This is a genomic window from Dyella terrae (assembly GCF_022394535.1).
Lineage (GTDB): Bacteria > Pseudomonadota > Gammaproteobacteria > Xanthomonadales > Rhodanobacteraceae > Dyella.
Map to the genome: position 1 here is coordinate 3,619,206 of NZ_CP089414.1, position 25,266 is coordinate 3,644,471.

Genomic DNA, 25,266 nt, shown 5'->3' on the forward strand with positions numbered 1-25,266 from the left:
CAAACGCACCGGAATACCGTCATGAGTCATACCCTCCGTGTCGACATCGTCAGCGCCGAAGCCGAGATCTTCTCCGGCGACGCGCAGCTGGTGGTCGCCACCGGCGAAATGGGCGAGCTGGGCATCGCGCCCCGCCACGCACCGCTGATCACGCGCCTGAAGCCCGGCCACGTCGACGTGGTGCTGGCCAATGGCGAGCGTCAGCAGTTCTGGGTGTCTGGCGGCATCCTGGAAGTGCAGCCGCAGGTCGTCACCGTGCTGGCGGACACCGCCGCGCGTGCGTCCGACCTGGATGAGGCCGCAGCCCTGCGCGCCAAGCAGGAAGCCGAGGACGCCCTGGCCAATCGTACCGATACGGTCGAGATCGCCGAGGCGCAGGCCAAGCTGGCCGAAGCCATCACCCAGCTGCAAGCACTGGAGCGCCTGCGCAAGACGCTCAAGCACTGAGCGGACTCGCCCGGGCAGCACCCACGGAACGTCGGCCTCGCGCCGGCGTTTTTGTTTATGCTGCATCGACCCGGCAAGGAGGCGCAGACATGGACGCAAGGCTCTATCGCTGTCGGCGGATGCCTCACCTTGTGTGCTTGGCCGGTGTCTTGAGCATCGGCCTCCCAGGCTGTGCCAGTGCACCCTCCCCTGGGCCAGTCAAGCCAGGTACGGAAGGCGACACTTCGTATCGTTCGGTGTCCAAGGACGACCTCCAGCACTACCCGCTCGCCATCGGGCAGGTATCGACGGGTGCGGCTCCCCGCGAGCACCCGGCGCCGGCGTATCCGCCAACCCTGCTTGATCAACGGCTCTCGCCGCGGGAAGTGGAGGCACGCCTCATCGTCAACGAGGAAGGCCGGGTTTCCGAAGTGCGTATTGCAGAGGAAGCGCAGGCGGACGCCGATACCCGCCTGTTCGACGATGCGGTGCGCGCTGCCGCCGTGCAATGGATCTTCGAGCCGCTGCGGATCAACCAATGGGCGGCGGATGCCAACGGCAACACGCATGAAGTGAGCAGCGAGGCGCGTCCGTTCAGCATGGACTATGTATTTCGTTTCGCCTGGAAGGACGGCAAGCCGGTCACGGATGCCTCGGCACCAGTACGTACCTCGAAATAGCCAGAAGACCTACCTCCTCACGTCCCAGGCGGTTCGCATACTGGCTGCTATCCTCCGCCGCTAGCTAAAGACAGGCTCGACTCATGCCCAAGAACGCCCCGCTCCACGTCATCGTTCTCGCCGCCGGTGAGGGCAAGCGCATGAAATCGAGGAAGGCCAAGGTGCTTATGCCGTTGGCCGGGCGCCCGTTGTTGGCCCATGTGCTTGATGCGGCGCGGGCCTTGCAAGCGCAAGCGGTTCATGTGGTCTACGGTCATTGCGGCGACCAGGTACTGGCAGCGTTCGAAGGACAGAAGGACCTACGTTGGGTGCTGCAATCGCAACGTCTGGGGACCGGGCATGCCGTGCGTGAAGCCCTGTTGGATGTGCCCGATGATGCGACGGTGCTCGTGCTTTACGGCGACGTACCGCTGACTCGGCCGCAGACGTTGGAGAAGCTGGTGCACGCCGAAGGCGCCGTGAGCCTGCTCGCTACGCGTGTGGCTAAGCCGTTCGGTTATGGCCGCGTCATGCGCGACGGTAACGGTTTCGTGCGTGCGGTGGTCGAGGAAAAGGACGCAGACGATACGCAGCGTGCGATTAACCTGATCAACACCGGCATTGTCGCAGCGGAGGCCGCCGCGCTGAAACGCTGGACGTCTAGACTCGACCGCAACAACGTACAAGGCGAGTACTACCTCACCGATATCTTTGCCATGGCTGCGGAAGAAAACCGCGCGGCCGCCTGCGTGGAGTGCGAGGACGAATACGAAGCCGCTGGGGCAAACAATCCCTGGCAGTTGGCGGAACTTGAAACCGAGTACCGTGCACGTAGCGCCAAGGCACTGGCGCTGGACGGTGTGCGACTCTCCGATCCCCTGCGTATCGACGTGCGCGGCAAGGTCCATGCCGGCATGGATGTGGAGATCGACATTGACGTCATTCTCGAAGGCGAGGTTGTGCTCGGCGACGACGTGCAGGTGGGGCCGTTCACGCGCCTGAAAAACGTCACGCTGGCCGCCGGCACTATCGTGAGGGCGCATTGCGATCTGGAGGGCGTCGTGACACACGGTCCATGCATCATCGGTCCGTTCGCTCGCTTGCGTCCAGGCACCGAGCTCGCAGCGGGCGTGCACATCGGCAACTTCGTCGAAACCAAGAATGCGACTCTTGGCGAAGGCAGCAAGGCCAATCACCTGAGTTACCTGGGTGACACCATCATCGGCAGCGGCGTGAACGTTGGCGCCGGCACCATCACTTGCAACTACGATGGCGTGAACAAACACCTCACCACCATCGGTGACCGCGCGTTCATTGGTTCGAACAGTGCACTAGTGGCGCCGGTGACTATTGGTGCAGACGCAACCATTGGTGCAGGCTCGGTGATTGGCAAGGATGCGCCGGCCGGCGAGTTGACGCTGGCGCGCGCCAAGCAGGTCACGCTCACGGGTTGGCATAGGCCCACCAAGCACAAGTGATTTCCCGTGGCGACGGCGCTATCGTGCCGGTGCTGCAATCCCATGGACAAGGAGCAGGGCATGCGTTTGCGGACATTCGTGTGTGTGGCCTTGGGTGTACTGGTTATGCAAGGCGTGAGCGCGCCGGCACGTGCCGCATCGAGCGTGCAACTGTTCGGTGATGATGGTTCACCGCGGTTTTCTTTTTATCTCGCTTGCGTCAGCAAGACGGTCAATTGCGAGATCATCGAGCGGATGTTTGGCCGTTGGGCCGATGACCGCAGCTTAAGCGTGCACACCGTGACGCCCGAAGAAGCTGCGCGCCTTCCGGAAAACCCCGAACAAGCGCAGGTAGACGGCGGGCCTTACCGGGTCACGGTGCGTTATGCCCCAGAGATGGTGTCGGTCAGCAACTCCCTCGTCAGTGCGTCCAAAGGGCCGCCGCTGGTGAGTTACGTCGCGAACGTCCGTGTGTTCGATTCGGTCAGTGGAAAACTGATCAAGTCGATGACTTGGCGCAAGGAGGAGATGGCTGACCGGGATCAGGGTGGGGCCAATCCGTACCTCGACGCGCAGGTGCATGACTTCTTGAAGCATCTGGATCCGGGGTACGCAAAATCCCCGGCCTCCTGATCTCTTGTCGATGCTTATGTACGCGATAGACAGGTCGGCATCTCGCTAACCGTTTGTCCGACTCGCGTACGGTGCATGGTCCTCGATGGTGGGCTCAAGCGTTTTCCGCTTGCCGTTCGCTCCATGGCTGGTCGGGCTGAGCCCTGCTTAGGCGTAACGCCAGCCGTCGATCTCCACCAGCAGCTCGCTGCGACAGACGTCGCCGTGCAGCAGCAGTACCGGCACGCCGGGCAGGCGGCGCTGCAGGAAGTCGTGCACGGCGGGGGCGTCGGTCGGATGTCGCACATAGGCTTTGAGCGGCGATTGCGTGTCGAAACCGCTGGGCATGCCCGCGCTTGCCAATAGAGCTTCCAGATTCAGCAGCGTTTCGTCGAGCTGTGCCAGCAGATCGTCCTCGTGGGCCGAGGCGTGACCCACTACGGCGGCGGTGCCGGAGATGGCCAGTGCGTCCTGAGCGGGCAGCGTCATGGCGCGGGCAAAGCTGGGTGGCGTGCGGCCATACTGGCGGGGATAGCGCCAGGCGCTGACCTGACGGGGATTTTCCACGCGCTCGCCAGGCTCGTCGCAGGCCAGCAGGTAGACCTGCAGGCGCATCGCCGGGGCGTGATGGCCGATGGCGGTGGCGGCGGGGAAGCCGTCCGCGAAAACGTTGCCCATGCCCTCGGCACGGCCGTCGCAGAAGTGTTTATAGCGTTCGCCGTCACCCTCGCCCTGGTTGATGTCGCCCAGGTAATTCCAGATGCGCTGCACGTGGCGCTCGCGGCGCGTGGCGACGAAGTTGCTCAGTTGCGCGTAGGCGGATACTGACGTTGCACAGGGGCCGCCGTGCGCGGCTTCGTCAAGCGTGATGGCGGCAAACAGCCAACCGTCGCCACTGGACCACTGCAGATCACCCTGCCGGCCGTGGCTTACAGGGCCTTCGACCTGCCACACCTCGAGCGGCGTGGGGGCATCGAAGCTTTCCAGGTCTACGCTGAGCCAACGGGGATCGTCGCTGCGCGGTGCGCCGGTGCCGAAGCCGAATACAGCCAGGGTGCCTGCTTCCTGCAAGATCTGTCTGGGATCAACCCACCGGTAGGACACTCGTGGTGCACGGCGTAGCGCCAGCCTGACGTTTTCACAACCCTGAACCATGGGCATCCAACCGGAGAAACTGGGCCGCTATGTTACACTGCTAGACCGGCGCCACTGGGGAGAGGCGCAAGTATTCGGGTACGACACGGCATGGCCGAGCAGAGCACCGCACAACATGAACTGGCCACGCTGATCGTGGACAGCCTTAATCTGGAAACCGTCACAGCCGACCAGATCGAGCCCGATGCGCCGCTTTTCGGCGGCGATTTGGGCCTGGACTCTATCGACGCGCTCGAAATCGCGTTGGCGGTTTCCAAGCGCTACGGCTTCCAGTTGCGCTCGGACAATCCCGAGAATCGCAAGATCTTCACGAGCCTGCGCACGTTGTCCGAGCACATCGAACGACACCGCGTCGTTTAACCAAGGTCGGGCATGATGGGTTGCGAACGCGGCAGACTTGCACTGTCGCCGCCACGTTGCCTGACAGGCCGAGTCATCCATGTCGCCATTCTCCGCATCCACACCTAAATCGACGTCGCGGCGCTGGTTGCCGCTGATGTTCGGCTATCCGGTGCTGGCGATGGCCGGCGCGCTAACGCATCGCCAGAGTTTCTCACTGGCGGCCTGTGCGCTATTGCTCACTGTGCTGATGGCACCCGCGCTCGCCACGCGACGCCCGCTGCCTTGGGGCGTGTGGGTCGTCACGCTGGCGGTAATGGGATGGCTGGGCTGGCACGGGATGGCCGGGCTGTTGCTGGAATGTGTGCCCATCGCCATCAATGTTCTTTTGGCCGGCTTGTTCGGGTGCAGTCTGCGCGCCGGCAGCATGCCGTTGATCGCGCGCATTATCGAAGCACTTGAAGGGCCCGAGCGCCTCGCCGTGGCCGGCGTGGCTGTTTATGCGCGCCACCTCACTTGGTTCTGGGCGCTACTCGCGTCGGCGCAGGCGCTGGTGCTCGCGGTGTTGTTGCTCTGCGCCGAGCCCGGTGGCTTGCTCAGTGCGCTCGGTATCGCCTCGCCGTGGCCGGTGCCCGCAGGGCTTGCACAGTCGTACGCTCACGTGGGCGGCTATGTGTTGATCGCAAGCGCGTTCCTGCTCGAGCATTTCTTCCGGCGCTGGCATTTACGTCACATCCATCATCCAAGCTTGCGCGAACTGGTGCTAGGCGTGGCCACGCGCTGGCCAAAAGTGCTGCGCGGCGACAACGCGTCGTCATCATGAGTTACGCGTCCTATCAGCACGCATTTCGCGTGACCGCGGATCACCCCAGCTTGCCCGGGCACTTCCCTGGTTCGCCGCTGGTCCCGGGCGTGATGCTGCTGGAGCAGGTGGCGCTGGCCTTGCGCGCGTGGCGCGGCGAACGACTGGCCCGCGTGCTGGAAGCCAAGTTCGTGGCGCCTCTGCTGCCCGATCACGAGGCAAAGATCACTCTGACCGACGCCAACGGACGCGTGCGCTTCGAGATCCATCGTGATGGCGAGCTGCTCGCCCGCGGCACCGTTGAGGGAGCGACATGATTGAGGGAACAACATGACTGAGCACTGGCAGAGTCGCCCGGAGGGCGGCGGACGGTTCGCACTTTGGCTGATCCGCACCATTGCGCTGCGCGGTGGTCGCCGGCTCAGCCGCCTGACGCTTTACCCGATCACGTTGTACTTCTATTTCCGCCGAGGGCCGGAGCGTCGCGCATCCCGCCACTTCCTGCAGCGCGCGCTTGGCCGCCCTGTCACCTGGTGGCTGGTGATGAAGCACATCCATTACTTCGCGGCCACCCTCCTTGATCGTGTCTTCCTGCTCGCCCGCGGCGAGAAGGACTTCGACGTGACCGTGGAAGGGCTGGACGAACTCGAGGCTTGCCTGGCCAAGGGGCAAGGGGTGCTGCTGCCAGGTACGCACCAGGGTAGTTTCGAGGCCTTACGGGCGATCAGTACGCGCAATCCAGACACTCCGCTGCGCGTCGTGCTGGACAAGCAGAAGACGCCGGCCATGACCGAGCTGCTTGAAGCGCTGGCGCCTGACAGTAGGTGCCAATGTGATCGACGCGTCCCGTGGCGGTACCTCGATCACTCTCGCCATGGCGGAGGCGTGCCAGCAGGGCGCGATGGTGGCGCTGCTGGCTGATCGCGGCCGTGAGCACGAGGTGCTGCGGCGTGTGCCTCTACTCGGCGAGCCCGCGCCCTTCCCGGTAGGACCATGGCTGCTCGCGCATTCCCTGCGCGTGCCGGTGGTGCTGTGCTTCGGTCTTTATGAAGGCGGCAACCGGTATCGCCTGGTGTTCGAGCCCTTCGCCGAACGCATCGACATTCCGCGACAGGAACGCGCGCAAGCGCTAGACGCGGTGATCACCCGTTTCGCCGCCCGCGTGGAACACTACATCCACGCCGCTCCCTACAACTGGTTCAACTTCTATGACTTTTGGCAGCAAGACATGGACACTGCTGTGCGGCCTGATGCTGTCGCTGTGCGCGAACGCGTCGGCGCCTGAGAACGCCGCCACCGCACGTGCGCTGGTGTCCTCGTTGGGACGGCCGGCACCGGCGCGTACGCCTTTCGCCGAAGCACGCTTCATGAAGATGCTCGACAAACCGCTGATAGTGTCAGGCCAGCTGGCTTGGTTGGGCGACGATCGTCTGGAACGTACTGTCGAACATCCCAATCGCGAGGTGTCGACCATCGCCAACGGTGAAGTGACCCAGCAACGCGAGGGCCGTTCGACGCGCAGTTTTTCCCTGAAGCGCGCACCGCAGTTGCAATTGCTGCTCGACAGTTTCGTCGCATTGCTCGGCGGCGATGCGCCGCGGTTGGAGCAGGCGTTCGTGGTCCAGCACCGTGTGGACGATGGAGGGCACTGGACGCTGACGCTGACGCCGCGTGACGCGAAACTCGCGCAGACGGTGAGCCGCATCGATATCGACGGTCGCGGCAACGAGCCCCACTGCATGCGCATGCAGGAAGCCGATGGTGACGTGGCCATCGATCTGCTGGGCCTCTACGCGTCCAGGATGCCGGCCACGCCCACCCGCGAAGCGCTCGTGACCCTCTGCGGGGGCGACTGATCGTGCGTCGCGGCGGGCGCGTGGCATTGCTGGTGGCCTGGCTGACGGTCTTGGCCCTGCTCGGTCTGTTCGTCGTAACTCATCTCAGCGTGAGTACCGACCTTCGCAGTTTCATGCCGGCGCCCACCACACCGGACCAGCGGCTGCTGATGGAGCAGGTGGGTGAAGGTCCCGGCTCGCGCCTGTTGCTGCTCGCTATCGCCGGCAAATCGGACGAGCAACTGGCTGACCTTAGCCAGCAACTGAGCGCTGCCCTGCGTAAGGATTCAAATTACACGCAGGTGCTCAACGGCAGCTTCGATATCGGCGCGATCGACGACACCTTGCTGCCTTACCGCTATCTGCTGTCGCCTACGCTAGACCATGAGCGTATGGACGCTGCCTATCTGCGTGACCAGCTCGACCAGCGGCTGGACGATCTGTCGTCGCCCGCTGCGAGCCTGCTGAAGAACCTGTTGCCGCGCGATCCCACACTCGAAGTGCTCAAGCTCGCCGAGCGTTGGTCACCGCCCAAATCACCCGAAGTGGTGCAAGGCGTGTGGTTCTCCCTGCAGCACGAAGCCTTGCTGCTGGTGCTGACGAAAGCACCGGGCTTCGACCCAGGCGCGCAGGCGTCAGCTATCGACGGAATCCATCGCGCGTTCGACGGGTTGCCCGAACACACCGGTGCCTCGCTGATTGTCAGTGGTCCGGGTTACTTCAGCGTGGTGGCGAACGCACAGACACGTGGTCAGGCCGAATGGATCGGGCGCATTTCCACAGTGGGTTTCATCGTTTTGCTCTTGCTGGCGTACCGGAGCATCGGCTCGTTGCTGTTTTCGGCGCTGCCCATTGCCAGCGCCGCATTGGCGGGTATTGCCGCGCTTATCGTGTTGTTCCCGCAGGTCCATGGCATCACGCTGGCTTTCGGCTTCACCTTGCTCGGTGTGGCACAGGAGTATCCGATCCGCGTACTGAGTCATCGCCGCGCCGACGAAAGCGCTGTGCAGAGTGTGCGTGACCTGTGGCCGCTGTTGCTCACTGCCATTGCGTCAGCGTGCATCGCGTATCTCGCTTTCTTCGCGTCGGGTGTGAATGGACTCCGGCAGCTTGCCGTCTTCACTGTCACCGGCCTGCTGGTGGCGGGCTTCAGTACGCGCTATCTGCTGCCCCATCTACTGCCCGTGCGCGTCCATGATGTTGCCGACATGGGCTGGTTGATACGCGCGCGCCGGATAGTGGATCACCTGCCGCGTCCGCGCTGGATTCCCGCGCTCGTCGCGGTAGCTACCGTGTTGATGCTGGCCTTTGCACAGGGGCCATTTTGGCAGAACGATCTGTCTGCGCTGACGCCGTTGCCTCGTGATCTGCTGATGCGCGACGCCCGCCTGCGCGAAGCGCTTGGTGCGCCGGACGTGCGTTACTTGCTGGTGCTGCAAGCGCCGGATGAACAAGGTGTGCTGGCGCTTTCGGAGCGTATGGAGCCCGCACTGGATGCGCTGGTCGCGCGCCACGTGGTCGATGCGGTGGAGCTTCCTTCACGCTATCTGCCGAGCGAGGCCATCCAGCGTGTGCGCCAACAGGCGCTTCCCGACCGCGACGTGTTGGAAAGCGCACTCACCGAAGCCGAACAAGGCATGCCGTTCCAGCCCGGGTTGTTCAAGCCGTTCGTCGAGGACGTGCAGAAGGCGCGTGAACTCCCTTTGCTGGCGCCCCAACAGTTCTCCACGTCGCCTCTGGGGCAGCGGCTGTCCGGCATGCTGGTGGAACGTGATGGACATTGGCTGGGGCTGGGCACGCTGAGCGGCGTGCATGATCTCGACGCCTTGCGGGCGCTCGCGCGAAACAGTGGTGGTGCCGTACGGCTGCTCGATCTCAAGAGCGCTGCCGAGTCGCTCGTGGTCGACTATCGCACGCGCATCCTCTATGCCCTGTTGGGTGCGAGCATCTTGCTGGTGATGGCGATTGTCGTCGCCTTGCGCAGCTTCCGACGTGCATGGCACGTGCTGGCGCCGATGACGCTGGCGACGTTCCTGGTGCTGGCGGTGGAGCGCGTATGCGGCGTGGAGGTATCGCTGTTCCACTTGGTAGCGTTGATCCTGGCCGCCGGGCTTGGTTTGCACTACGCGCTGTTCTTTGAGCGCGATACCCATGATGCGGCCGAGCAGCGTCGCACGTTGCATGCCACGCTGGTTTGCGTGTTGTCAGCACTGCTGGTGTTCGGCTTGCTGGCGTGGAGCACGATTCCCGTGCTGCGCGCTATTGGCCTCACGGTCAGCCTGGGCGTCGCCTTCCACTTTTGTCTTTCGATCCTGATGGCTCCGCATGCTCGCCAAGACTGATTGGGCTTCTCTCATTCCCCATCAAGGCGCCATGAGCCTGCTCGATGACGTGGTCGGCTGGGATGAAACGTCGATCCATGCGGTGACCGAAAGTCACGCACTGGCGGAACACCCGTTACGTGGCTCCGCCGGCTTGCACGCGGTGCATCTGGCGGAGTACGGCGCGCAGGCGATGGCCGTGCATGGCGCCTTGCTGGCGCGCGAACACGGAGCTAGCGATGTACGCCCCGGACGTCTGGTCAGCCTGCGCGATATATCGCTCAGCGTCGAGTACGTTGATCCATCTTTAGGGCGTCTGGACATCCATGCGGAAAGTCTTTACGCCGACCCATCCGGCGCTCAGTACGCGTTCCGCGTGGAGCAGAATGGTCGCGTTCTGGTGAGCGGGCGAGCTGCCGTCATCCATCCTTCTCTCTGATAGCGAGGTCGCCATGTCACAGGCCCATTCTTCCCGCCGCGCGCTGGTGACCGGCGGCAGCGGTGATCTTGGCGGTGCGATATCGCGTGCGTTGGCGGAAGGTGGCTATCACCTGATCGTGCACGCAAACTCCGGACTTGCCCGCGCGGACGACGTGGCGGCAGCCATTCGCGACGCGGGCGGCAGCGCGCAGGCGGTGGCGTTCGATGTAACTGACGGTGCTGGCACAAGGCATGCACTGGAAGCCCTGCTGGCCGACGGCCCGATCCATGCGGTGGTCAACAATGCCGGCGTGCACGAGGACAGCCCGATGGCCGGTATGTCAGAGGATGCCTGGCACCGTGTGATCGACGTTTCGCTACACGGCTTCTTCCACGTGACTCAGCCATTGTTGTTGCCCATGGCGCGTGCGCGCTTTGGGCGCATCGTGTCGGTGAGTTCGGTCGCGGCGCAGCTCGGTAATCGGGGGCAAGCCAATTACGCAGCGGCGAAATCCGCGCTGCATGGTGCCACCCGATCGCTTGCGCGCGAAATGGCCTCTCGCGGCATCACGGCGAACGTGGTGGCGCCGGGCGTGATTGAGGGCCGTATGATTGGTGAGGATTTTCCGCCGGAACGCATCCGCGAGATCGTGCCCGCCCAGCGCGCCGGAAGGCCGGAAGAAGTCGCGGCCTTGGTGGCATTCCTGTGCTCCGATGCAGCGGGTTACATCAATGGCCAAGTGATTGGTGTCAATGGCGGCATGGCCTGAGTTCGCGTGCCCCGGCGTGGCCGGGGCGTGCAGATTCAGGTGACCGCGGCATCGAACACGATCGGTCGTGATGCGCGGGAGCGGCGATAGCTGTTCACGACGTCGCCGTAGCGAATCAGTTGTCCGACGGTGTAGGTGGTGATGCGGGTGACATCGCGGATCGGGCTGAAATGGCTGATGCGGAATTCGCGCTCGTAGCGCGAAGCGATCGGCACCGACACCACGCCCAGCCCTTTCTCACGCGAGGCGGCGATGAGGATGGCAGCTTCGAATACGAAGTTTTCGGCCGGTAGATCCACCAGATCGAGCGCGGCGCGCGGATACCAGCGCTGGCCGCTCTGCGTATCGGCCACCGGTTGTGCGCAAGCCCACGAGATACCCCAGTCCGCGACCGCGTTGGCGCGACGGCGGGCCTTGGGCTGCTGCTCGCGCTCGAGCAGGCGCGCGCCGATGACGATGTGGTTGGGATAACGCTGCGCGGCGGCGGCGATACGCGGAATGTCGCTGGCCAGGTGCTGGCCGTCGCCATCCATGGTGAGCACGGCATCGAAACCCTGACGCACGGCCTCACGAAAGCCAGTACGCAGAGCTTCGCCCTTGCCGCTACGCTGCGGATGGCGCAGTAGCGTGACGGGCAGTTCACTCACGATATCGGGGGTGCGATCGTCCGAGCCGTCATCGACCACGATCACGGGCACGCCGAGCGACAGGACGGACTGGACGACTCTGCCGATAGCGGCCTCTTCGTTGAGGCAGGGAATCAGCACGCACCAGCGGGCATCGGACGTATTCAAGCAGGTGTCTCCAGGGCAACCCTCAACGCCAGGGTTTCGGCGGCGGCGAGGGTGCAGTCACCTTCGCCTGTAGCGAGATTTTGCATCAGCGGCCAGGCGGATGCGGCAATCGGATTGCTTTCGTACCACGCGCCCGTTGCAGGTGCGGGACGCAGCTCCTCGCCGGCGTGGGGTACGAGATCCAGGGCGAGGCGGACCAGCGTGTGCGCCGAGGCCGCCGGCGCCAGCACCAGCGCAATACCGAACGACTGGTGTGTGCCGGTCATTTCCTTCAGCGGGCCATGCCCTGCGATGTCGCTGCAGACCAGCAGCACCGGGCGCTGTTCGGCCACGCAGAGGGTGGCCGCCTCCAGCAAGCTCGCGCCAAGACTAGCGTGGCCGGCGCTGACGGCGCTCGACGCCGCATGGCAGCCCGTGGCGATGGTCCAGTAGCCGGCTGGCGCGTTATGCACCGAGTTATGGAAGCGTGTCGGTGACAGCTCGGCCGGCGTGGTGGCCAGGGTGGCGCACATGTAGTCAGAAATGTGCTGGTCGCCATAGGTGGAGCTGAAGACACACGGCAGGTCGCGGGCGTCGCGGCCGCTCATGGCCACCGCCTGCCCCGCCACTTCCACTGCAAGCAGCACGCTTTCCGGCGCGCGGCGGCGCTCATTCGCCGGGAGTATCTCCGCACGGGGGCGGCCTGCCGGTGGAGCCACCGGCAAGCCAGCGAGCTGGGCCTTCAGCGCAGCGAAATCGCCCAGTTCGGACGACCACAGGCCGATGCCTTCTACATGAACCTGCAATGTACTCATGCCTGCGCACTACCGAAGGCAAGGCAAGCATTGTTGCCGCCGAATCCAAACGAATTGCTCAAGGCCACGTTGACCTGCCGCTGTTCGCTCTGCAGCGCCAGCTGCGGACCGCAGGCGACATCGGGGTGTGTGCAGCCGAGGTTGCCAGGCACCTGTCCATGGCGGATCGCCAGCAGCGCGAAGACGGCTTCGAGAATGCCTGCCGCACCCAGCGTGTGACCGGTGAAACCCTTGGTGGAACTGGCGCGTGTAGTAGCGGGAAAGGCGCGCGCCACCAGGGCGGCTTCCACTTCGTCGTTTTTCAGGCTGGCCGTGCCGTGCAGGTTGATGTAATCGACCTGCTCCGCACTCAAGCCTGCCCGCGCCAGGGCGTCGCGCAACGCGAGTTCGGCGCCCAGGCCTTCGGGGTGCGGTGTGGACATGTGGTGTGCATCGCTGGATTCGCCATAGCCGAGCAGGCGCGGCGCCTCCGGTGCGGCATCAACGCGTTCTAGCAACGCAAAGCCGGCGGCCTCACCGATGGAAATGCCGCGACGCGCCTGATCGAACGGTCGACAGGGCTCGGGCGATACCAGCTCCAGTGCGTTGAAGCCGAACAGCACGCTATCGCACAAGGTATCCACGCCACCGACCACGGCAGCGTCGGCAAGGCCGAGACGAATCAGCCGTTCGGCGTTGGCGAACACCTTGGCGCTGGACGAACAAGCCGTCGATACCGTCAGGCATGGCCCTTCCAGCCCCAATGCCTCGGCCACGAAGCCGGCAAGCGAATGCGGCGCATGGATAAGGGGGCGGCGGAGGTTCGGTGGCATGTGCCCGTTTTCGTCGAGGTGGCGATAGCCTTCCTCGGTGGCGCCGATGCTCGCGGTAGAAGTGCCCAAAACCAGGGCCACGCGCGCGGCGCCGTAGCGCTGGCGGGCGTCCAGTGCATGCTCCAGAAAACGGTCCTGATGGAGTCCCAGCCAGGCCAGGCGATTGTTGCGGCATTCCCACGCAGCGTGCGCTGCGGGCAGCGCGGCGTCTTCGACGCCATCGACACGGCCTATCCAGCACGCCAGTGGGGCGCTGCTGAAGTCGTTTTGACGTAGGCCCCCGCGGCCCGTAGACAGAGCGGCGAGGTGGCTTTCGAGGCCTTGGCCCAGCGCCGAAGTCACCGTGTAGGCACGGACGGCAAGGGGGTGGATCGGTACGGACATCGCGCGAGCCTAGCGAGGGGCTTCGGTATTTCCTAGTCTGGACAACCGACAGGGGTGAGGTTGTTCATTTTAACCGGTATGCGCCGAACGCCGGATTGCGTCAGGGCAAGGGGCTGCGCACACTGCGCTACCGGCCTCCGTCTGCCCCACCCTGCCCGTTCGTGCCTCCTTTCATCGCCCCGCTCAAACGTGGCCCCTGGCGCTATCTCAGCGACCGTGACGTGCTGCATGCGGCCGTGGTGACGACCGTGGCGGTGCTCTTGAGCCTGGGCTTGGTATGGGTCGGCTATCTCGTTCATGTATGGCGGGTGGCGGCACGCAGCCCGTTGGCCCCTGCCCAGCCGATGACCACCCTCGTTTTTGGCCGCCGACTGGTCGGGGATGCACCGGAGAAGGACTATCAGCAGCGCCTGTCGCGAGCGCTGGCACTGATGCGTTCGCATAGCACAGATCACGTGCTGCTGCTGGGCGGACGCAGTGGCGGAAGCATCAGCGAGGCTGCTGCGGGCAGGGCATGGCTAGTGCAGCACGAGTTGCCGCCGGGCGTGGTGCTGCAATTGGAACAAGCCTCGGTCGATTCGCTGGAAAACCTGCGCCATGCACGCAGCCTGCTGCGGGAAGATGGGCCCGTGACCCACGTGTTGCCACCGGTGGCTCTAGTGACCAGTCGTTACCACTTGGCGCGTTGCCAGTGGCTCGCGCGCAGGCTTGGTTTCCGTAGTGTGCCGGTGGCAGCAGAACCGGCCCTGGTTATCGATCGCCGCTATCTGATAAGGCTGCTGGCCGAATCCGGCTATCTCATGTGGATCGACATCGCGTTGCGCTGGGCCGCACTGATCGGCCATCGGCGCATGACGGCGCGCCTCAGCTGACAGCGCGAACGCGCGACGCGCCGCCGCAGCGGCCAGCTGCGCGCCACTTGCTAAGCTTGCCGTGTTTCGACTCACGATGGACCGCCCGATGAGCCAGCAAGCCGATCAAGCCGAACTGTTTCTGCGCGAACTGCAGGATCGCATTTGCACGGCGATCGAACAGATCGACGGCAAGGCCCGATTCGAAGAAGACGCGTGGACGCGCGCCGCCGGTGGTGGTGGCCGTACGCGGGTGCTCCGCGATGGTGCGATCTTCGAGCAAGCCGGCGTCAATTTCTCGCGCGTTTATGGCAACCAGCTGCCGCCCAGCGCGACGGCGCACCGGCCTGATCTGGCCGGCGGCGGCTTCGTCGCTACCGGTGTGTCGCTGGTGTTGCATCCGCGCAACCCACACGTGCCCACCACGCATGCCAACGTGCGCTACTTCGAGGCCAGCAAGGAAGGCACGGATCCCGTGTGGTGGTTTGGTGGCGGTTTCGACCTCACGCCGTTCTATCCGCACGACGAAGACGTAGTGCACTGGCACACCGTGGCGCGCGACCTCTGTGCGCCCTATGGTGACGACGTCTATGCGCGCTACAAGAAATGGTGCGACGAATATTTCTATCTCAAGCATCGCGCTGAAACGCGCGGCGTTGGCGGGCTGTTCTACGATGATCTGAACGAGGGGGGGCTTCGAGCGATGCCTCGCATTCACGCGTGACGTCGGGCAGGGTTTCCTCGATGCGTACCTGCCTATCGTCGAGCGGCGCAAGGGCGAGGCCTACGGCGAGCGGGAGCGCGAATTCCAGCTCTATCGTCGCGGGCGTTATGTGGAATTCAATCTCGTGTATGACCGCGGCACGCTGTTCGGCTTGCAATCGGGCGGACGCACGGAATCGATCCTGATGAGCCTGCCGCCGCGTGTGCGTTTCGAGTACAACTTCCAGCCGGAGCCGGAATCAGCAGAAGCGCGGCTGGGCGATTACCTCAAGCCGCGCGACTGGGTGTAACCCGAGGATGCGCCCCGCTGGGGCGCATCCATTTCCCGGACTTACTCCGTCGGCGCATCGCCGCTGAACTTCACCGGCGTGGCACCCTTCACCGGGCCGATCTGCGCGCTGTCGCTGACCTGCAGCACCACCTCACGGCGAAATTCCAGCGTGCCTTGCACCACGGCATGCGGGCCGATCACCACATGCGGCAAACGGTTGTTGCTATTCCAGTTGAACCAGCCGCCGGGCTTGTCGACCAGGATGCCGCCTTCGACGTGCGAGTTGGCACCCACGATGATGTCGCCGTTGGAGGTCTGCAGGCCGCCACCTACGTGGGCAGCGTCAAGGTTGATGGTGCCGTTCACGGTACCGACCTTGCCTACCACCTCAGCGCTCTTGCCCAATCGCACGCCGCCGTTGGTGGTGCTGACGGTACCCGCGACACGGCTGCTGGAACCCACGGTGACGGCGCCGTTGACGGTGTCGACCGCTGTGGCCTGCACGTGATCGCCCAGCTCCACCGCGCCGTTGACGGTGCTGGCCTTCTGAACCACCGCGTTGTCGCTGACGCGGACAGCGCCATTGACCGTGCTGACGTTGCCGGCGTGTTGGCCGGCATCCACGCGCACCGTGCCGTTGACCTTGTCGATGTCACCGTCGGCGGCGTGGGCCAGGACGGGCAGGGTCAGCGCAAGGGCGATGGCAAGCAGATGACGACGCATGATGAACTCCATGTGGGTGGTAATGCCCTTAGGATGCGCCTGCCAGGGCTGGGGTTTAGCATGACCTTCGACAGGGGACGTGGGTGATTTGACGGGGCCGGGGCGGGGCCTCACCATCACAGGTTTCCCGCCGCGAATTCCCGCCATGTACAAGCTCGTACTCATCCGTCACGGCCAGTCCCAGTGGAACCTCGACAACCGTTTCAGCGGCTGGGCCGACGTGGACCTTACCGAACAGGGCAACGCCGAAGCCGCCGAGGCCGGGCGCTTGCTCAAGGCGGAGGGCTACAGCTTCGACATCGCACACACGTCCGTGCTCAAGCGCGCCGTGCGCACCCTGTGGGGCGTGCTGGATGGGATGGACCAGATGTGGCTGCCGGTGGTTACCGACTGGCGCCTCAACGAGCGCCACTACGGCGGCCTCACCGGCCTTAACAAGGCGGAAACGGCGGCCAAGTACGGCGAGGACCAAGTGAAGGTGTGGCGTCGCAGCTACGACATCCCGCCGCCCCCGCTGGATCGCGCCAGCAATGAGTCGGTGACCGATCCGCGTTACGCCAACCTTGACCCGTCGATGATCCCGGACACCGAGTGCCTGAAGGACACCGTGGACCGCGTGGTGCCCTACTGGCACGACGTACTGGCTCCGGCTATCCGCTCCGGTCAGCGCGTGGTAGTTGCCGCGCACGGCAACTCGCTGCGCGCGTTGGTGAAGTATCTGGACAACGTGTCCGACGATGAGATCGTGGAACTCAACATCCCCAACGGCGTGCCGCTGGTGTACGAGTTCGACGAGAACCTCAAGCCGATCCGGCACTATTACCTGGGCGACGCCGCCGCCATCGCAGCGAAGATGGCCGCCGTGGCCAACCAGGGCAAGGCGAAGTAAGCAGGCTTCGCCGGTCGCGGATGACACGCGTCATCCGCGATGGCTGCAGCCCGTCAGTCGTGCGAGCTGCGTTGGATCGATAAGCTGCGTCCATCCATGACGAGGCGAACGCGATGACCCAGAACATGATCTATGCGCTCATGATTCCGCTGATGGCGTTTGCCGTCTGGCGACGCGTGCGTGGCAGCTTCGGGCGGCAGCCGATTCGCCGCAAGCGGATGATCACCCGCATCGTCATTTTCAGTGTCATCGGCGGTCTGCTGGCGTTTGGTGGCCTGCACAACCTGCGCCTGCTGGAAGGCCTGCTGGGCGGTGCGCTGGCTGGTGCTGTGCTGGGTACGGTCGGCCTGCGTCTGACGCGCTTCGAGCGCGATGCTGCCGGCCAGGACCTGTACATTCCCAACGCCTGGATCGGCGGGCTCCTCACGGTGCTGCTGATCGGCCGACTGGCCTGGCGTTTCCTGGTGGTGATGCCGCAATTGCAGGATCCGGCCATGGCCCATTCGGCGCCAGCCATGGGCAACAGCCCGCTGACGCTCGCCATCTTCGGGCTGATGATCGGCTACTACATCTGCTACTTCACCGGCCTGCTGGTGCATCACCGCCGCTTCGAGCGGGCCCAACTGGCTACCTGAAGACTTACAGAGCGTCGCCGTCCATCTCGCCGGTGCGAATACGGATCACCTGCTCCAGCGGACTGACGAAAATCTTGCCGTCGCCGATCTTGCCGGTCTTGGCCGACACCTGGATGGCTTCGACCACACGATCTACCTGGTCATCGCTTACTGCCACTTCCAGCTTGATCTTGGGCAGGAAATCGACCACGTATTCGGCGCCCCGGTAGAGTTCGGTATGGCCCTTCTGGCGGCCAAAACCCTTCACCTCGGTCACCGTGATGCCCTGCACCCCCACCTCGGCCAGGGCCTCGCGCACATCGTCCAGCTTGAACGGCTTGATGATCGCAACCACCAGCTTCATGGGTTTTCCTCTCGACGTTGGGATACTTGCCGCATGGAGCGGTCAGGGACCGGCATTTTGCCTGTCAGGGCTGTAACTGTCGCCTTGAGGCGCGCTGTAGGAAAATGCCTACAGATAGAAGTGGAGCATGCCGATAGTGTTAATCAAAGCTATGAACCTAAACTTTCATCCGACGAGCTCGAGGTGCTATCCATGATGGATAGGCAGGATATCGATCAACTTGCCCAGCGTCTTGTTTCGTTGGTTCCATCAGGATTGGCTCAGGCGCAACAGGATTTGCGCACCAACTTCGGCGATGTTCTGGCGCAGGGATTGCGCCGCCTTGATCTAGTCACCCGCGAGGAGTTTGACGTCCAGACCCAGCTGTTGGCACGCACCCGTGCCAAGGTCGAGGCTCTGGAGAAGCGAATCGCAGATCTAGAGGCTGGTGCTGGCGCCTGACTGACGGGGTGCGGCACGGGCCCACGTCCCGGGAGCCGCCCCCGATCCGTCACCCTCACCCCGAGAACGATCGGGGGCGGCTATTTTTCTTTGCAGGCCGCTTGAGGGAGTCGCTCCGTGTTTCGAACTGGCAGCTACTCCCGCGCCCGACTTGTGCGAGCGTCATGAGCCTTGCCGTCACCCTCAGTCGAGCCCAGGAAGGCGTCTCGGCACCCCAGGTTATGGTGGAAGTCCACCTGTCCGGCGGCCTGCCGGGCACCAATATCGTTGGATTGCCCGAAGCCGCCGTGCGCGAAGCACGCGACCGCGTCCGCGTGGCCATCCAGAACACGGCCTTCGAATATCCGAACCGCAAGGTCACGGTGAACCTCGCACCCGCGGAATTGCCCAAGGACGGTGGTCGTTTCGACCTTGCCATCGCGCTCGGCATCCTTGCTGCGGGCGGCCAAGTGCCGCGTGAAAAGCTCGACGATTGCGAATTTCTTGGCGAACTGGCCCTGTCCGGTGCTTTGCGTGGGGTATCGGGCGTGTTGCCGGCTCTGTTGCGTGCACGGGCGCGAGGTCGGCGCGTAGTAGTGCCACGCGCCAACGCAGCCGAGGCCGCGCTCGTCTCCGATGCGGAGGTGCTGGTCGCCGACACGCTGGCCGATGTGTGCGGGTGGCTGCGCGGCGCGCAGGATCTGGCGCCGCCGGGCGAGGCATCCGGCATCTTCGACGGAACCATCGGGCCTGACCTGGCAGACGTGCGCGGCCAGTTGCAAGCACGTCGCGCACTGGAAATCGCCGCTACGGGCGGTCACCACCTGCTGCTGCTCGGTCCGCCGGGTACGGGCAAGACCATGCTTGCCGAACGCTTGCCGGGCATCCTGCCACCGCTGAGCGAGTCAGAAGCACTGGAAACATGTGCTGTGCTCTCCGTGGCCGGGCAGGCCGTAGATCTGAATCTGTGGCGCCGCCGCCCTTTCCGGGCACCGCACCATACGAGTTCAGCCGCTGCCCTGGTGGGTGGCGGTTCGTTGCCGCGGCCAGGAGAGATCTCGCTGGCCCACAACGGCGTGTTGTTCCTCGACGAACTGCCGGAATTTGGCCGGCATGTGCTGGATGTGCTGCGCGAACCCATGGAGTCGGGCCACATCGTGATTTCGCGTGCGGCGCGCCAGTCGACCTTTCCGGCCCAGTTCCAACTAGTGGCCGCGATGAATCCGTGTCCTTGCGGTTACGCGGGCGATCCGCGCCAGCGCTGCCAGTGCACGCCCGATCAGATCCAGCGCTACCGGGGACGCATTTCCGGGCCGCTGATCGACCGCATCGACCTTTGCATCGAGGTGCCTAGGGTTCCGATAGGCGAACTCGGCCTGTCACGGGGATCGACTGACGAGGATTCGGCTACGGTCCGTGCCCGCGTGGTAAAGGCCCGCCAGCATGGACTGATGCGAGCCGGCCGAGCGAATGCCGAGATCACGACCCGCGAACTGGAGCGGGATTGCGCTCTGGGACAGGCAGAACGGCAGTGGTTTGAGGGCGCGCTGGAGCGCCTCGGTCTGTCAGCTCGCGCCTATCACCGCACCCTGCGGGTGGCCCGGACCATCGCCGACCTGGATGGCGGAGCCGCGCTGCTGGACCGAACTCATCTTGCGGAAGCCTTGATGTATCGCCGCTTCTGAGACGGCGATATGTGCCTGATGGCCCTTGCGGGTAATTTTTGTACTCACGGGTATTGACTTGAATCGGTCCAGGCGTATTATCTGTACCCGCTAGTTCTGCATTGAACTCAGCCTGCCACCCCGGTATCGGTACTCCCTCCCCCCTCCCCCGTCCGATACCGGGGCTTGGCCCTCCCCTCCTTCTTGCGTGTTTCCGATTCGCTCCATTCGCCATGGACGGTAGCCTCGTGCCCGTGGTCCGATAGCCGCACTGCGATCGCTCGAAGGACCGTGCATGACACTCGATCTTGGACTGCTGCTGGTTTGCATTCTGGGTGTCGGTTTCCTCGCCCAGTGGCTGGCCTGGCGAGTGAGATTGCCGGCGATCCTGTTCCTGCTGCTTGCTGGCATCCTGATGGGCCCCGTCGCGGGCGTGCTGAACCCGGACAAATTGCTGAGACCTTTGCTGTTTCCCGTGGCATCGCTGGCGGTGTCGGTGATTCTGTTCGAAGGCAGCCTGACGTTGCGCTTCAGCGAACTGCGCGAAATTGGCGGCGCCGTACGCGGCTTGGTGACGTACGGTGCGGTGATCGCGGTGTTCATGCTCGGCGTGGCCGCGCATTACTTCGCGGGGCTGAGCTGGGAAGTCGCGTTGCTGTTCGGCGCACTGACCTGTGTGACCGGCCCGACGGTGATTGCGCCGATGCTGCGCACCGTGCGCCCCAACGCACGCATTGCAAACACGCTGCGCTGGGAAGGCATCGTGATCGATCCGCTGGGCGCCCTGTTCGGCGTGCTGGTGTACGAAGCCATCGTGTCCCGCCATCAAGGGCACACCATCGGGGTGTTCCTTGCCGTGGTCGCCAGCGGAGTCGTGGTGGGCTTGTTGGCGGCGTGGGTGCTCGCTTCCCTGCTGCGCCGGCAGATGATCCCGGAGTACCTGCAGAACTACGGCACGCTTGTTGCCGTGGTGCTGGCCTTTTCGCTATCGAATGCCATCACGCACGAATCGGGCTTGTTGACCGTCACGATCATGGGCATCGCGCTCGGCAACATGCGTGACGTGCACATCGATGACATCCTCGATTTCAAGGAAAACCTGACCACGCTGCTGGTGTCCACGCTGTTTATTCTGCTGGCGGCTCGCCTGAGCTGGCCGCTGCCGGACGGCATGCTGTGGTCGGGCATCGCCATCTTTTTGGTGGCGCAACTGATCGTGCGCCCAGTGACAGCTGTGATCGCCAGCATAGGCAGCGCGTTGAACTGGCGCGAGCGTGCCTTGATTGCATGGGTAGCGCCGCGTGGCATCGTGGCGGCGGCGGTATCGGCCTTGTTCGCGCTGAAGCTGGAGGCGCTGGGCATGCCCGGTGCAAAGGCGTTGGTGCCCCTGGTCTTCATACTGATCATTGGCACGGTGGTGTTGCAAAGCGCGACAGCCCGTCCGTTGGCACGCTGGCTGAAGGTTGCTGAGCCCGATCCGGCCGGCGTGCTCATCTACGGTGCTGACCAGGCTTCCCGTGTGGTGGCGCGTGCCCTGACGGATGCTGGATTCCACGTGATCGTGGCGGACGAGCAGTGGAATGACATCAGGCAGGCGCGTATGGACGGGCTGCAAACGTTCTTCGGCTTCCCCGCGTCGTCGTATGCCGAGCGTCATCTAGATCTCACGGGCATCGGCCGACTGCTGGCCATGTCGATCCACCGCGAGCGCAATGCCCTGGCCTGCGTGTACTACCGCCAGGAATTTGGGCGCGGCAAGGTATACCGGCTTGGCCATGAAGACGGCCAGACGACGGGCGGACGCGTGCAGCTCGGCGGTGATCTTGGCGCCCCGGCATTGTTCGAGGCAGAGATGACACACGAGCGCTTTCTGGAGCGCCTTGCGGAAGGTTGGCGCATCAAATCGACGCGCCTGACGACAACGTTCGACTGGCCGAACTTCATCGAGCAATACGGTTCGCCGACGGTGTTGCTGTTCGGCGTCGAGGAGAAAGGCGCGTTGCGCGTGGCGTCCGTGAAGCGCGAGTTGGAGCCGCGTGCTGGCTGGACGGTGATCGCGCTGGTGCCGCCAGAGGCGACGTCGTAGCAGCTGCGGTGGCGCATTCCCTGCGTGCATGCGTGGGGGCGCCGGACAGGGCCGCGCTCCCCACGCACGCGCCGACGTCCAGTCGGCTTACGCGAGGTAGTCGAAGGTCAGGCCGCGCTGGCCTGACGCGAGGCGTGGAACTGTGCCTCTTCGGTGGATCCCTTGAGCGCGGTGGTGGACGACTGCCCCTGCTGGATAGCCTGTGTCACGGCGTCGAAGTAACCCGTGCCCACTTCGCGCTGGTGCTTCACCGCGGTGAAGCCGCGTTCGGCGGCGGCGAATTCCTTCTCCTGCAGCTCCACGAATGCGCTCATCTGGCGACGGGCATAACCATAAGCCAGATCGAACATGCCGTAGTTAAGACTGTGGAAGCCGGCGAGCGTGATGAACTGGAACTTGTAGCCCATGGCGCCTAGTTCCCTCTGGAACTTCGCGATGGTGGCGTCATCGAGGTTTTTCTTCCAGTTGAAGCTTGGCGAGCAGTTGTAGGCCAGCATCTTGCCTGGATACTTGGCGTGGATGGCTTCGGCAAATTTGCGTGCTTCGTCCAGGTTGGGCTTGCTGGTCTCGCACCACACGAGATCGGCGTACGGCGCGTAGGCAAGGCCACGGCTGATCGCTTGATCCAGGCCGGGACGCACGCGGAAGAAGCCCTCGACGGTGCGCTCGCCGGTGACGAACGGCTTGTCGTTCTCGTCGATGTCAGAGGTGAGCAGATCAGCTGCATCGGCATCGGTTCGCGCCACGATCAGCGTGGGCACGCCGAGCACGTCAGCGGCGAGGCGCGCCGCGTTGAGCTTGTCCACCGCTTCGCGCGTCGGCACCAGCACCTTGCCGCCCATGTGGCCGCACTTCTTCACCGAGGCGAGCTGATCTTCAAAATGAACACCGGACGCGCCTGCCTCGATCATCGCCTTCATCAACTCGAACGCGTTGAGCACGCCGCCGAAGCCAGCTTCCGCGTCGGCGACGATCGGCACCATCCAGTCGATATCGTTCTGCCCTTCCGCATGATGCAACTGGTCCGCGCGCAGCAGTGTGTTGTTGATGCGCTTGACCACTAGCGGCACGGAGTTCGCGGGATACAGCGACTGGTCGGGATACATCTCGCCAGCCACGTTCGCATCGGCCGCCACCTGCCAGCCGCTCAGATAGATGGCCTGCAGGCCGGCCTTCACCTGCTGCATGGCCTGGTTGCCGGTGAGCGCGCCGAGTGCATTGACGAAATCTTCCTTGTGCAGCGACTTCCACAGGCGTTCCGCGCCGCGACGGGCCAGCGAATGCTCCACGGGCACGGTACCGCGCAGACGCGCCACATCCTCCGCGCTGTAGTTGCGCTGGATGCCGCTCCAGCGAGGATTGTTGGTCCAGTCGAGCGCGATCTGTTCGGCGGTGGGCAGCGTGTTCTTCATGGTGATGTCTCCTGCATGTCTTTGATGAGCATGTCCGTGATGCGTGATGACAGAGCGGGCTTCAGAGCTGCTGGTAGGCCGCCAGAGTGAGGAAGTCGCCGAGTGCGTCGGCGTGCGTGAGTTGCTTGAGCAACGCCGCGGCCTGTTCGGCGCGATGCGCGTAGGGGCCTCTGCTTTCGATCAACCGATGTGTGTGCTTGATGAGCGCGTGATCGAACAAGGCGAAGTCGATGGGCGCGTGATCGGTGAATTCCAGTGGGCCGCGGTGCAGCCACTGCCAGATTTGCGAGCGAGCGATTTCAGCGGTGGCGGCGTCTTCCATCAGATGATGGATGGGCACGCAGCCCTGCCCGTCCAGCCACGACGCGGTGTAGCGCAGCGCCACTTCCACGTTGTTGTCGAAGCCGGCGCGCGTGATGGTGCCGCTGCACGGTGCGATCAGTTGGTCGCGGCAGATCTTCACGTCGCTGCGCGCGACATTGAGCTGGTTGGGTGATGGCATGTACTTGTCGAACACGTCCTGCGCCACCGGTACCAGCGCGGGATGCGCCACCCAGGTGCCGTCATGGCCCGCCTGCACTTCGCGCAGCTTGTCGGCGCGCACTTTGGCGAGCGCGGCCTCGTTGGCGTCGTCGTCGCCCTTGATCGGAATCTGCGCGGCCATGCCACCCATGGCGAACGCGCCACGGCGATGACAGGTCTGGATCAGCAGTTCCGAATACGACTTCAGGAACGGCACCGTCATCAACACCTGGCTGCGGTCGGGCAGCAGTCGATCGCGATGGCTGCGGAAAGTCTTGAGGTACGAAAAGATGTAGTCCCAGCGACCGCAGTTGAGGCCGACCACACGGCCGCGCAACGCATGCAGGATCTCGTGCATCTGGAACACCGCCGGCAACGTTTCGATCAACACCGTGGCCTTCATGCAATCGGGCGGCAGGTCGAGCGCGGCTTCGGCGGCGGCCATCACGTCGTCCCACAACGCGGCTTCTTCCATCGCCTGCAATTTGGGCAGGTAGAAGTAGGGTCCGCGGTCGCGGGATTGCAGCGTGCGAGCGTTGTGGAAGGCAAACAGGCCAAAGTCCACCAGTGCGCCGGCCATGGGTTCGTCGTCGACGGTGATGTGGCGCTCCGGCAGGTGCCAGCCGCGTGGACGCACGATCAACACGGCCGGGTTGCCGTTGACGCGGTAGTGCTTGCCCTCGGGCGAGGTGTACTCGATCGATCCGTTCACCGCGTCGCGCAGGTTGATCTGGCCGTCGATCTGGTTGGCGAAGGTGGGCGCCGAGGAATCCTCGAAGTCCGCCATGAACACCTTCGCGCCGGAGTTGAGCGCGTTGATGATCATCTTGCGTTCCACCGGGCCAGTGATTTCCACGCGTCGGTCGCGCAGGGCCAGCGGAATCGGTGCCACCGTCCAGTTGCCCTCGCGAATGGCGACGGTGTCGGCACGGAAGTCCGGTAGTTCGCCGGCGTCGTACTTGGCCTGGCGTCCCTCACGGGCGGTGAGCAGATCCAGACGTCGGGCATCGAACTGGCGATGGAGCTCGGCCAGGAAGGCCAGCGCCTCGGGGGTAAGGATGGCGGCATGCTCCCGGCGCGTGGCGCCGTGGACCTGCGCCGAGGAGAGCGCGATGCGTTCCTTGGGGACGGCCATGGGGGAATCTCC

General features: G+C 64.2%; 25 protein-coding genes and 2 pseudogenes. 19 read left to right on the plus strand and 8 right to left on the minus strand.

The genetic code is table 11. The features are described from left to right. The first annotated feature begins 21 nt into the window (after positions 1-21). The 4 genes from DYST_RS15815 (at position 22) to DYST_RS15830 (ending at position 3,175) form a co-directional block, all read left to right on the plus strand. Positions 22-447: a F0F1 ATP synthase subunit epsilon gene (locus DYST_RS15815; protein ID WP_102301697.1), complete on the plus strand. Its 426-nt coding sequence runs from the start codon at positions 22-24 to the stop codon at positions 445-447. 236 nt (positions 448-683) lie between these two features. Beyond that, positions 684-1,106, plus strand: coding sequence for a hypothetical protein (locus DYST_RS15820; RefSeq protein WP_239946569.1), 423 nt, complete (start codon positions 684-686; stop codon positions 1,104-1,106). An 83-nt stretch (positions 1,107-1,189) separates the two neighbouring features. Further along, complete coding sequence (gene glmU, locus DYST_RS15825) at positions 1,190-2,563, plus strand: bifunctional UDP-N-acetylglucosamine diphosphorylase/glucosamine-1-phosphate N-acetyltransferase GlmU (protein ID WP_239946570.1); 1,374 nt, start codon at positions 1,190-1,192, stop codon at positions 2,561-2,563. A gap of 42 nt (positions 2,564-2,605) precedes the next feature. Then, positions 2,606-3,175, plus strand: a complete 570-nt coding sequence (locus DYST_RS15830; protein WP_239946571.1) for a hypothetical protein — start codon at positions 2,606-2,608, stop codon at positions 3,173-3,175. A 147-nt stretch (positions 3,176-3,322) separates the two neighbouring features. Here DYST_RS15830 and DYST_RS15835 read toward each other — a convergent pair whose 3' ends face one another. Then, positions 3,323-4,309: a pteridine-dependent deoxygenase gene (locus tag DYST_RS15835; protein ID WP_102301700.1), complete on the minus strand. Its 987-nt coding sequence runs from the start codon at positions 4,307-4,309 to the stop codon at positions 3,323-3,325. Between the two features lie 90 nt (positions 4,310-4,399). Here DYST_RS15835 and DYST_RS15840 point away from each other — a divergent pair, with 90 nt between their 5' ends. The 8 genes and pseudogenes from DYST_RS15840 (at position 4,400) to fabG (ending at position 10,796) form a co-directional block, all read left to right on the plus strand. After that, entirely contained in the window at positions 4,400-4,669 is a 270-nt protein-coding gene (locus tag DYST_RS15840) for a phosphopantetheine-binding protein (protein ID WP_102301701.1), read from the plus strand. 79 nt (positions 4,670-4,748) lie between these two features. Continuing rightward, positions 4,749-5,471, plus strand: coding sequence for a xanthomonadin biosynthesis protein (locus tag DYST_RS15845; RefSeq protein WP_239946572.1), 723 nt, complete (start codon positions 4,749-4,751; stop codon positions 5,469-5,471). After that, positions 5,468-5,767 (plus strand): hydroxymyristoyl-ACP dehydratase, encoded by a 300-nt coding sequence (locus DYST_RS15850; protein WP_239946573.1) that lies wholly within the window; start codon positions 5,468-5,470, stop codon positions 5,765-5,767. Before DYST_RS15845 ends, DYST_RS15850 begins: the two co-directional genes overlap by 4 nt. Positions 5,768-5,780: 13 nt before the next feature. Beyond that, positions 5,781-6,735, plus strand: a pseudogene (locus DYST_RS15855) (acyltransferase). Continuing rightward, a complete protein-coding gene (locus tag DYST_RS15860) occupies positions 6,659-7,306 on the plus strand; it encodes an outer membrane lipoprotein carrier protein LolA (RefSeq protein WP_239946574.1) in 648 nt (215 codons plus the stop codon). The pseudogene DYST_RS15855 and the gene DYST_RS15860 overlap by 77 nt, the downstream one beginning before the upstream one ends. A gap of 2 nt (positions 7,307-7,308) precedes the next feature. Then, entirely contained in the window at positions 7,309-9,627 is a 2,319-nt protein-coding gene (locus DYST_RS15865) for an MMPL family transporter (protein WP_239946575.1), read from the plus strand. After that, the gene (locus DYST_RS15870; RefSeq protein WP_102301706.1) at positions 9,611-10,045 is read left to right on the plus strand and encodes a phosphotransferase; all 435 of its coding nucleotides are present in this window, start codon (positions 9,611-9,613) and stop codon (positions 10,043-10,045) included. The genes DYST_RS15865 and DYST_RS15870 overlap by 17 nt, the downstream gene beginning before the upstream one ends. Positions 10,046-10,058: 13 nt before the next feature. Next, positions 10,059-10,796 carry a 3-oxoacyl-ACP reductase FabG gene (fabG, locus tag DYST_RS15875; protein ID WP_239946576.1) on the plus strand — a complete coding sequence of 246 codons (738 nt, stop codon included), beginning with the start codon at positions 10,059-10,061 and terminating at the stop codon, positions 10,794-10,796. A gap of 35 nt (positions 10,797-10,831) precedes the next feature. Here fabG and DYST_RS15880 read toward each other — a convergent pair whose 3' ends face one another. Genes DYST_RS15880 through DYST_RS15890 form a run of 3 tightly spaced genes read right to left on the minus strand, consistent with a single transcriptional unit; the run spans position 10,832 to position 13,580 of the window. Continuing rightward, positions 10,832-11,590 carry a glycosyltransferase family 2 protein gene (locus DYST_RS15880; protein WP_102301708.1) on the minus strand — a complete coding sequence of 253 codons (759 nt, stop codon included), beginning with the start codon at positions 11,588-11,590 and terminating at the stop codon, positions 10,832-10,834. Beyond that, on the minus strand, positions 11,587-12,384 hold the full coding sequence (locus DYST_RS15885; protein ID WP_239946577.1) for a beta-ketoacyl synthase chain length factor: 798 nt from the start codon (positions 12,382-12,384) through the stop codon (positions 11,587-11,589). The genes DYST_RS15880 and DYST_RS15885 overlap by 4 nt, the downstream gene beginning before the upstream one ends. Next, on the minus strand, positions 12,381-13,580 hold the full coding sequence (locus DYST_RS15890; protein WP_239946578.1) for a beta-ketoacyl-[acyl-carrier-protein] synthase family protein: 1,200 nt from the start codon (positions 13,578-13,580) through the stop codon (positions 12,381-12,383). The genes DYST_RS15885 and DYST_RS15890 overlap by 4 nt, the downstream gene beginning before the upstream one ends. Before the next feature lie 161 nt (positions 13,581-13,741). Between DYST_RS15890 and DYST_RS15895 the strand changes: the two genes are divergently transcribed. Continuing rightward, on the plus strand, positions 13,742-14,452 hold the full coding sequence (locus DYST_RS15895; RefSeq protein ID WP_102301796.1) for a YdcF family protein: 711 nt from the start codon (positions 13,742-13,744) through the stop codon (positions 14,450-14,452). Between the two features lie 88 nt (positions 14,453-14,540). After that, positions 14,541-15,444: pseudogene (hemF, locus tag DYST_RS15900) on the plus strand (oxygen-dependent coproporphyrinogen oxidase). 41 nt (positions 15,445-15,485) lie between these two features. Here the strand turns inward: hemF and DYST_RS15905 are convergent. Continuing rightward, entirely contained in the window at positions 15,486-16,148 is a 663-nt protein-coding gene (locus DYST_RS15905) for a hypothetical protein (RefSeq protein ID WP_239946579.1), read from the minus strand. 145 nt (positions 16,149-16,293) lie between these two features. On the opposite strand from DYST_RS15905, the gene gpmA reads away from it, so the two are divergent. Further along, positions 16,294-17,037 (plus strand): 2,3-diphosphoglycerate-dependent phosphoglycerate mutase, encoded by a 744-nt coding sequence (gene gpmA, locus DYST_RS15910; protein WP_102301711.1) that lies wholly within the window; start codon positions 16,294-16,296, stop codon positions 17,035-17,037. A gap of 113 nt (positions 17,038-17,150) precedes the next feature. Then, entirely contained in the window at positions 17,151-17,672 is a 522-nt protein-coding gene (locus DYST_RS15915) for a DUF1453 domain-containing protein (protein ID WP_239946580.1), read from the plus strand. A gap of 4 nt (positions 17,673-17,676) precedes the next feature. On the opposite strand, the gene glnK is transcribed toward DYST_RS15915, so the two are convergent. Further along, positions 17,677-18,015 (minus strand): P-II family nitrogen regulator, encoded by a 339-nt coding sequence (glnK, locus tag DYST_RS15920; RefSeq protein ID WP_102301712.1) that lies wholly within the window; start codon positions 18,013-18,015, stop codon positions 17,677-17,679. 192 nt (positions 18,016-18,207) lie between these two features. Between glnK and DYST_RS15925 the strand changes: the two genes are divergently transcribed. The 3 genes from DYST_RS15925 (at position 18,208) to DYST_RS15935 (ending at position 22,185) form a co-directional block, all read left to right on the plus strand. Further along, entirely contained in the window at positions 18,208-18,456 is a 249-nt protein-coding gene (locus DYST_RS15925; protein ID WP_102301799.1) for an accessory factor UbiK family protein, read from the plus strand. A 164-nt stretch (positions 18,457-18,620) separates the two neighbouring features. Beyond that, positions 18,621-20,120, plus strand: coding sequence for a YifB family Mg chelatase-like AAA ATPase (locus DYST_RS15930; RefSeq protein WP_102301713.1), 1,500 nt, complete (start codon positions 18,621-18,623; stop codon positions 20,118-20,120). A gap of 274 nt (positions 20,121-20,394) precedes the next feature. Continuing rightward, a complete protein-coding gene (locus DYST_RS15935; protein WP_239946581.1) occupies positions 20,395-22,185 on the plus strand; it encodes a cation:proton antiporter in 1,791 nt (596 codons plus the stop codon). Between the two features lie 107 nt (positions 22,186-22,292). Here DYST_RS15935 and aceA read toward each other — a convergent pair whose 3' ends face one another. Together aceA and aceB are read right to left on the minus strand one after the other, a co-directional pair. Continuing rightward, the gene (aceA, locus tag DYST_RS15940) at positions 22,293-23,597 is read right to left on the minus strand and encodes an isocitrate lyase (protein ID WP_239946582.1); all 1,305 of its coding nucleotides are present in this window, start codon (positions 23,595-23,597) and stop codon (positions 22,293-22,295) included. A gap of 61 nt (positions 23,598-23,658) precedes the next feature. Then, positions 23,659-25,254, minus strand: a complete 1,596-nt coding sequence (gene aceB / locus DYST_RS15945) for a malate synthase A (RefSeq protein ID WP_239946583.1) — start codon at positions 25,252-25,254, stop codon at positions 23,659-23,661. Between the last annotated feature and the right edge of the window lie 12 nt (positions 25,255-25,266).

Excerpts from the sequence above, each read along its gene's own strand:
- DYST_RS15815 (WP_102301697.1), top strand. The coding sequence starts at position 22 with ATGAGTCATACCCTCCGTGTCGACATCGTCAGCGCCGAAGCCGAGATC.
- glmU (WP_239946570.1), top strand. The coding sequence starts at position 1,190 with ATGCCCAAGAACGCCCCGCTCCACGTCATCGTTCTCGCCGCCGGTGAG.
- DYST_RS15830 (WP_239946571.1), top strand. The coding sequence starts at position 2,606 with ATGGACAAGGAGCAGGGCATGCGTTTGCGGACATTCGTGTGTGTGGCC.
- DYST_RS15835 (WP_102301700.1), bottom strand. The coding sequence starts at position 4,309 with ATGGTTCAGGGTTGTGAAAACGTCAGGCTGGCGCTACGCCGTGCACCA.
- DYST_RS15840 (WP_102301701.1), top strand. The coding sequence starts at position 4,400 with ATGGCCGAGCAGAGCACCGCACAACATGAACTGGCCACGCTGATCGTG.
- DYST_RS15845 (WP_239946572.1), top strand. The coding sequence starts at position 4,749 with ATGTCGCCATTCTCCGCATCCACACCTAAATCGACGTCGCGGCGCTGG.
- DYST_RS15850 (WP_239946573.1), top strand. The coding sequence starts at position 5,468 with ATGAGTTACGCGTCCTATCAGCACGCATTTCGCGTGACCGCGGATCAC.
- DYST_RS15860 (WP_239946574.1), top strand. The coding sequence starts at position 6,659 with ATGACTTTTGGCAGCAAGACATGGACACTGCTGTGCGGCCTGATGCTG.
- DYST_RS15870 (WP_102301706.1), top strand. The coding sequence starts at position 9,611 with ATGCTCGCCAAGACTGATTGGGCTTCTCTCATTCCCCATCAAGGCGCC.
- fabG (WP_239946576.1), top strand. The coding sequence starts at position 10,059 with ATGTCACAGGCCCATTCTTCCCGCCGCGCGCTGGTGACCGGCGGCAGC.
- DYST_RS15885 (WP_239946577.1), bottom strand. The coding sequence starts at position 12,384 with ATGAGTACATTGCAGGTTCATGTAGAAGGCATCGGCCTGTGGTCGTCC.
- DYST_RS15890 (WP_239946578.1), bottom strand. The coding sequence starts at position 13,580 with ATGTCCGTACCGATCCACCCCCTTGCCGTCCGTGCCTACACGGTGACT.
- DYST_RS15905 (WP_239946579.1), bottom strand. The coding sequence starts at position 16,148 with ATGCGTCGTCATCTGCTTGCCATCGCCCTTGCGCTGACCCTGCCCGTC.
- gpmA (WP_102301711.1), top strand. The coding sequence starts at position 16,294 with ATGTACAAGCTCGTACTCATCCGTCACGGCCAGTCCCAGTGGAACCTC.
- DYST_RS15915 (WP_239946580.1), top strand. The coding sequence starts at position 17,151 with ATGACCCAGAACATGATCTATGCGCTCATGATTCCGCTGATGGCGTTT.
- glnK (WP_102301712.1), bottom strand. The coding sequence starts at position 18,015 with ATGAAGCTGGTGGTTGCGATCATCAAGCCGTTCAAGCTGGACGATGTG.
- DYST_RS15925 (WP_102301799.1), top strand. The coding sequence starts at position 18,208 with ATGATGGATAGGCAGGATATCGATCAACTTGCCCAGCGTCTTGTTTCG.
- DYST_RS15930 (WP_102301713.1), top strand. The coding sequence starts at position 18,621 with ATGAGCCTTGCCGTCACCCTCAGTCGAGCCCAGGAAGGCGTCTCGGCA.
- DYST_RS15935 (WP_239946581.1), top strand. The coding sequence starts at position 20,395 with ATGACACTCGATCTTGGACTGCTGCTGGTTTGCATTCTGGGTGTCGGT.
- aceA (WP_239946582.1), bottom strand. The coding sequence starts at position 23,597 with ATGAAGAACACGCTGCCCACCGCCGAACAGATCGCGCTCGACTGGACC.
- aceB (WP_239946583.1), bottom strand. The coding sequence starts at position 25,254 with ATGGCCGTCCCCAAGGAACGCATCGCGCTCTCCTCGGCGCAGGTCCAC.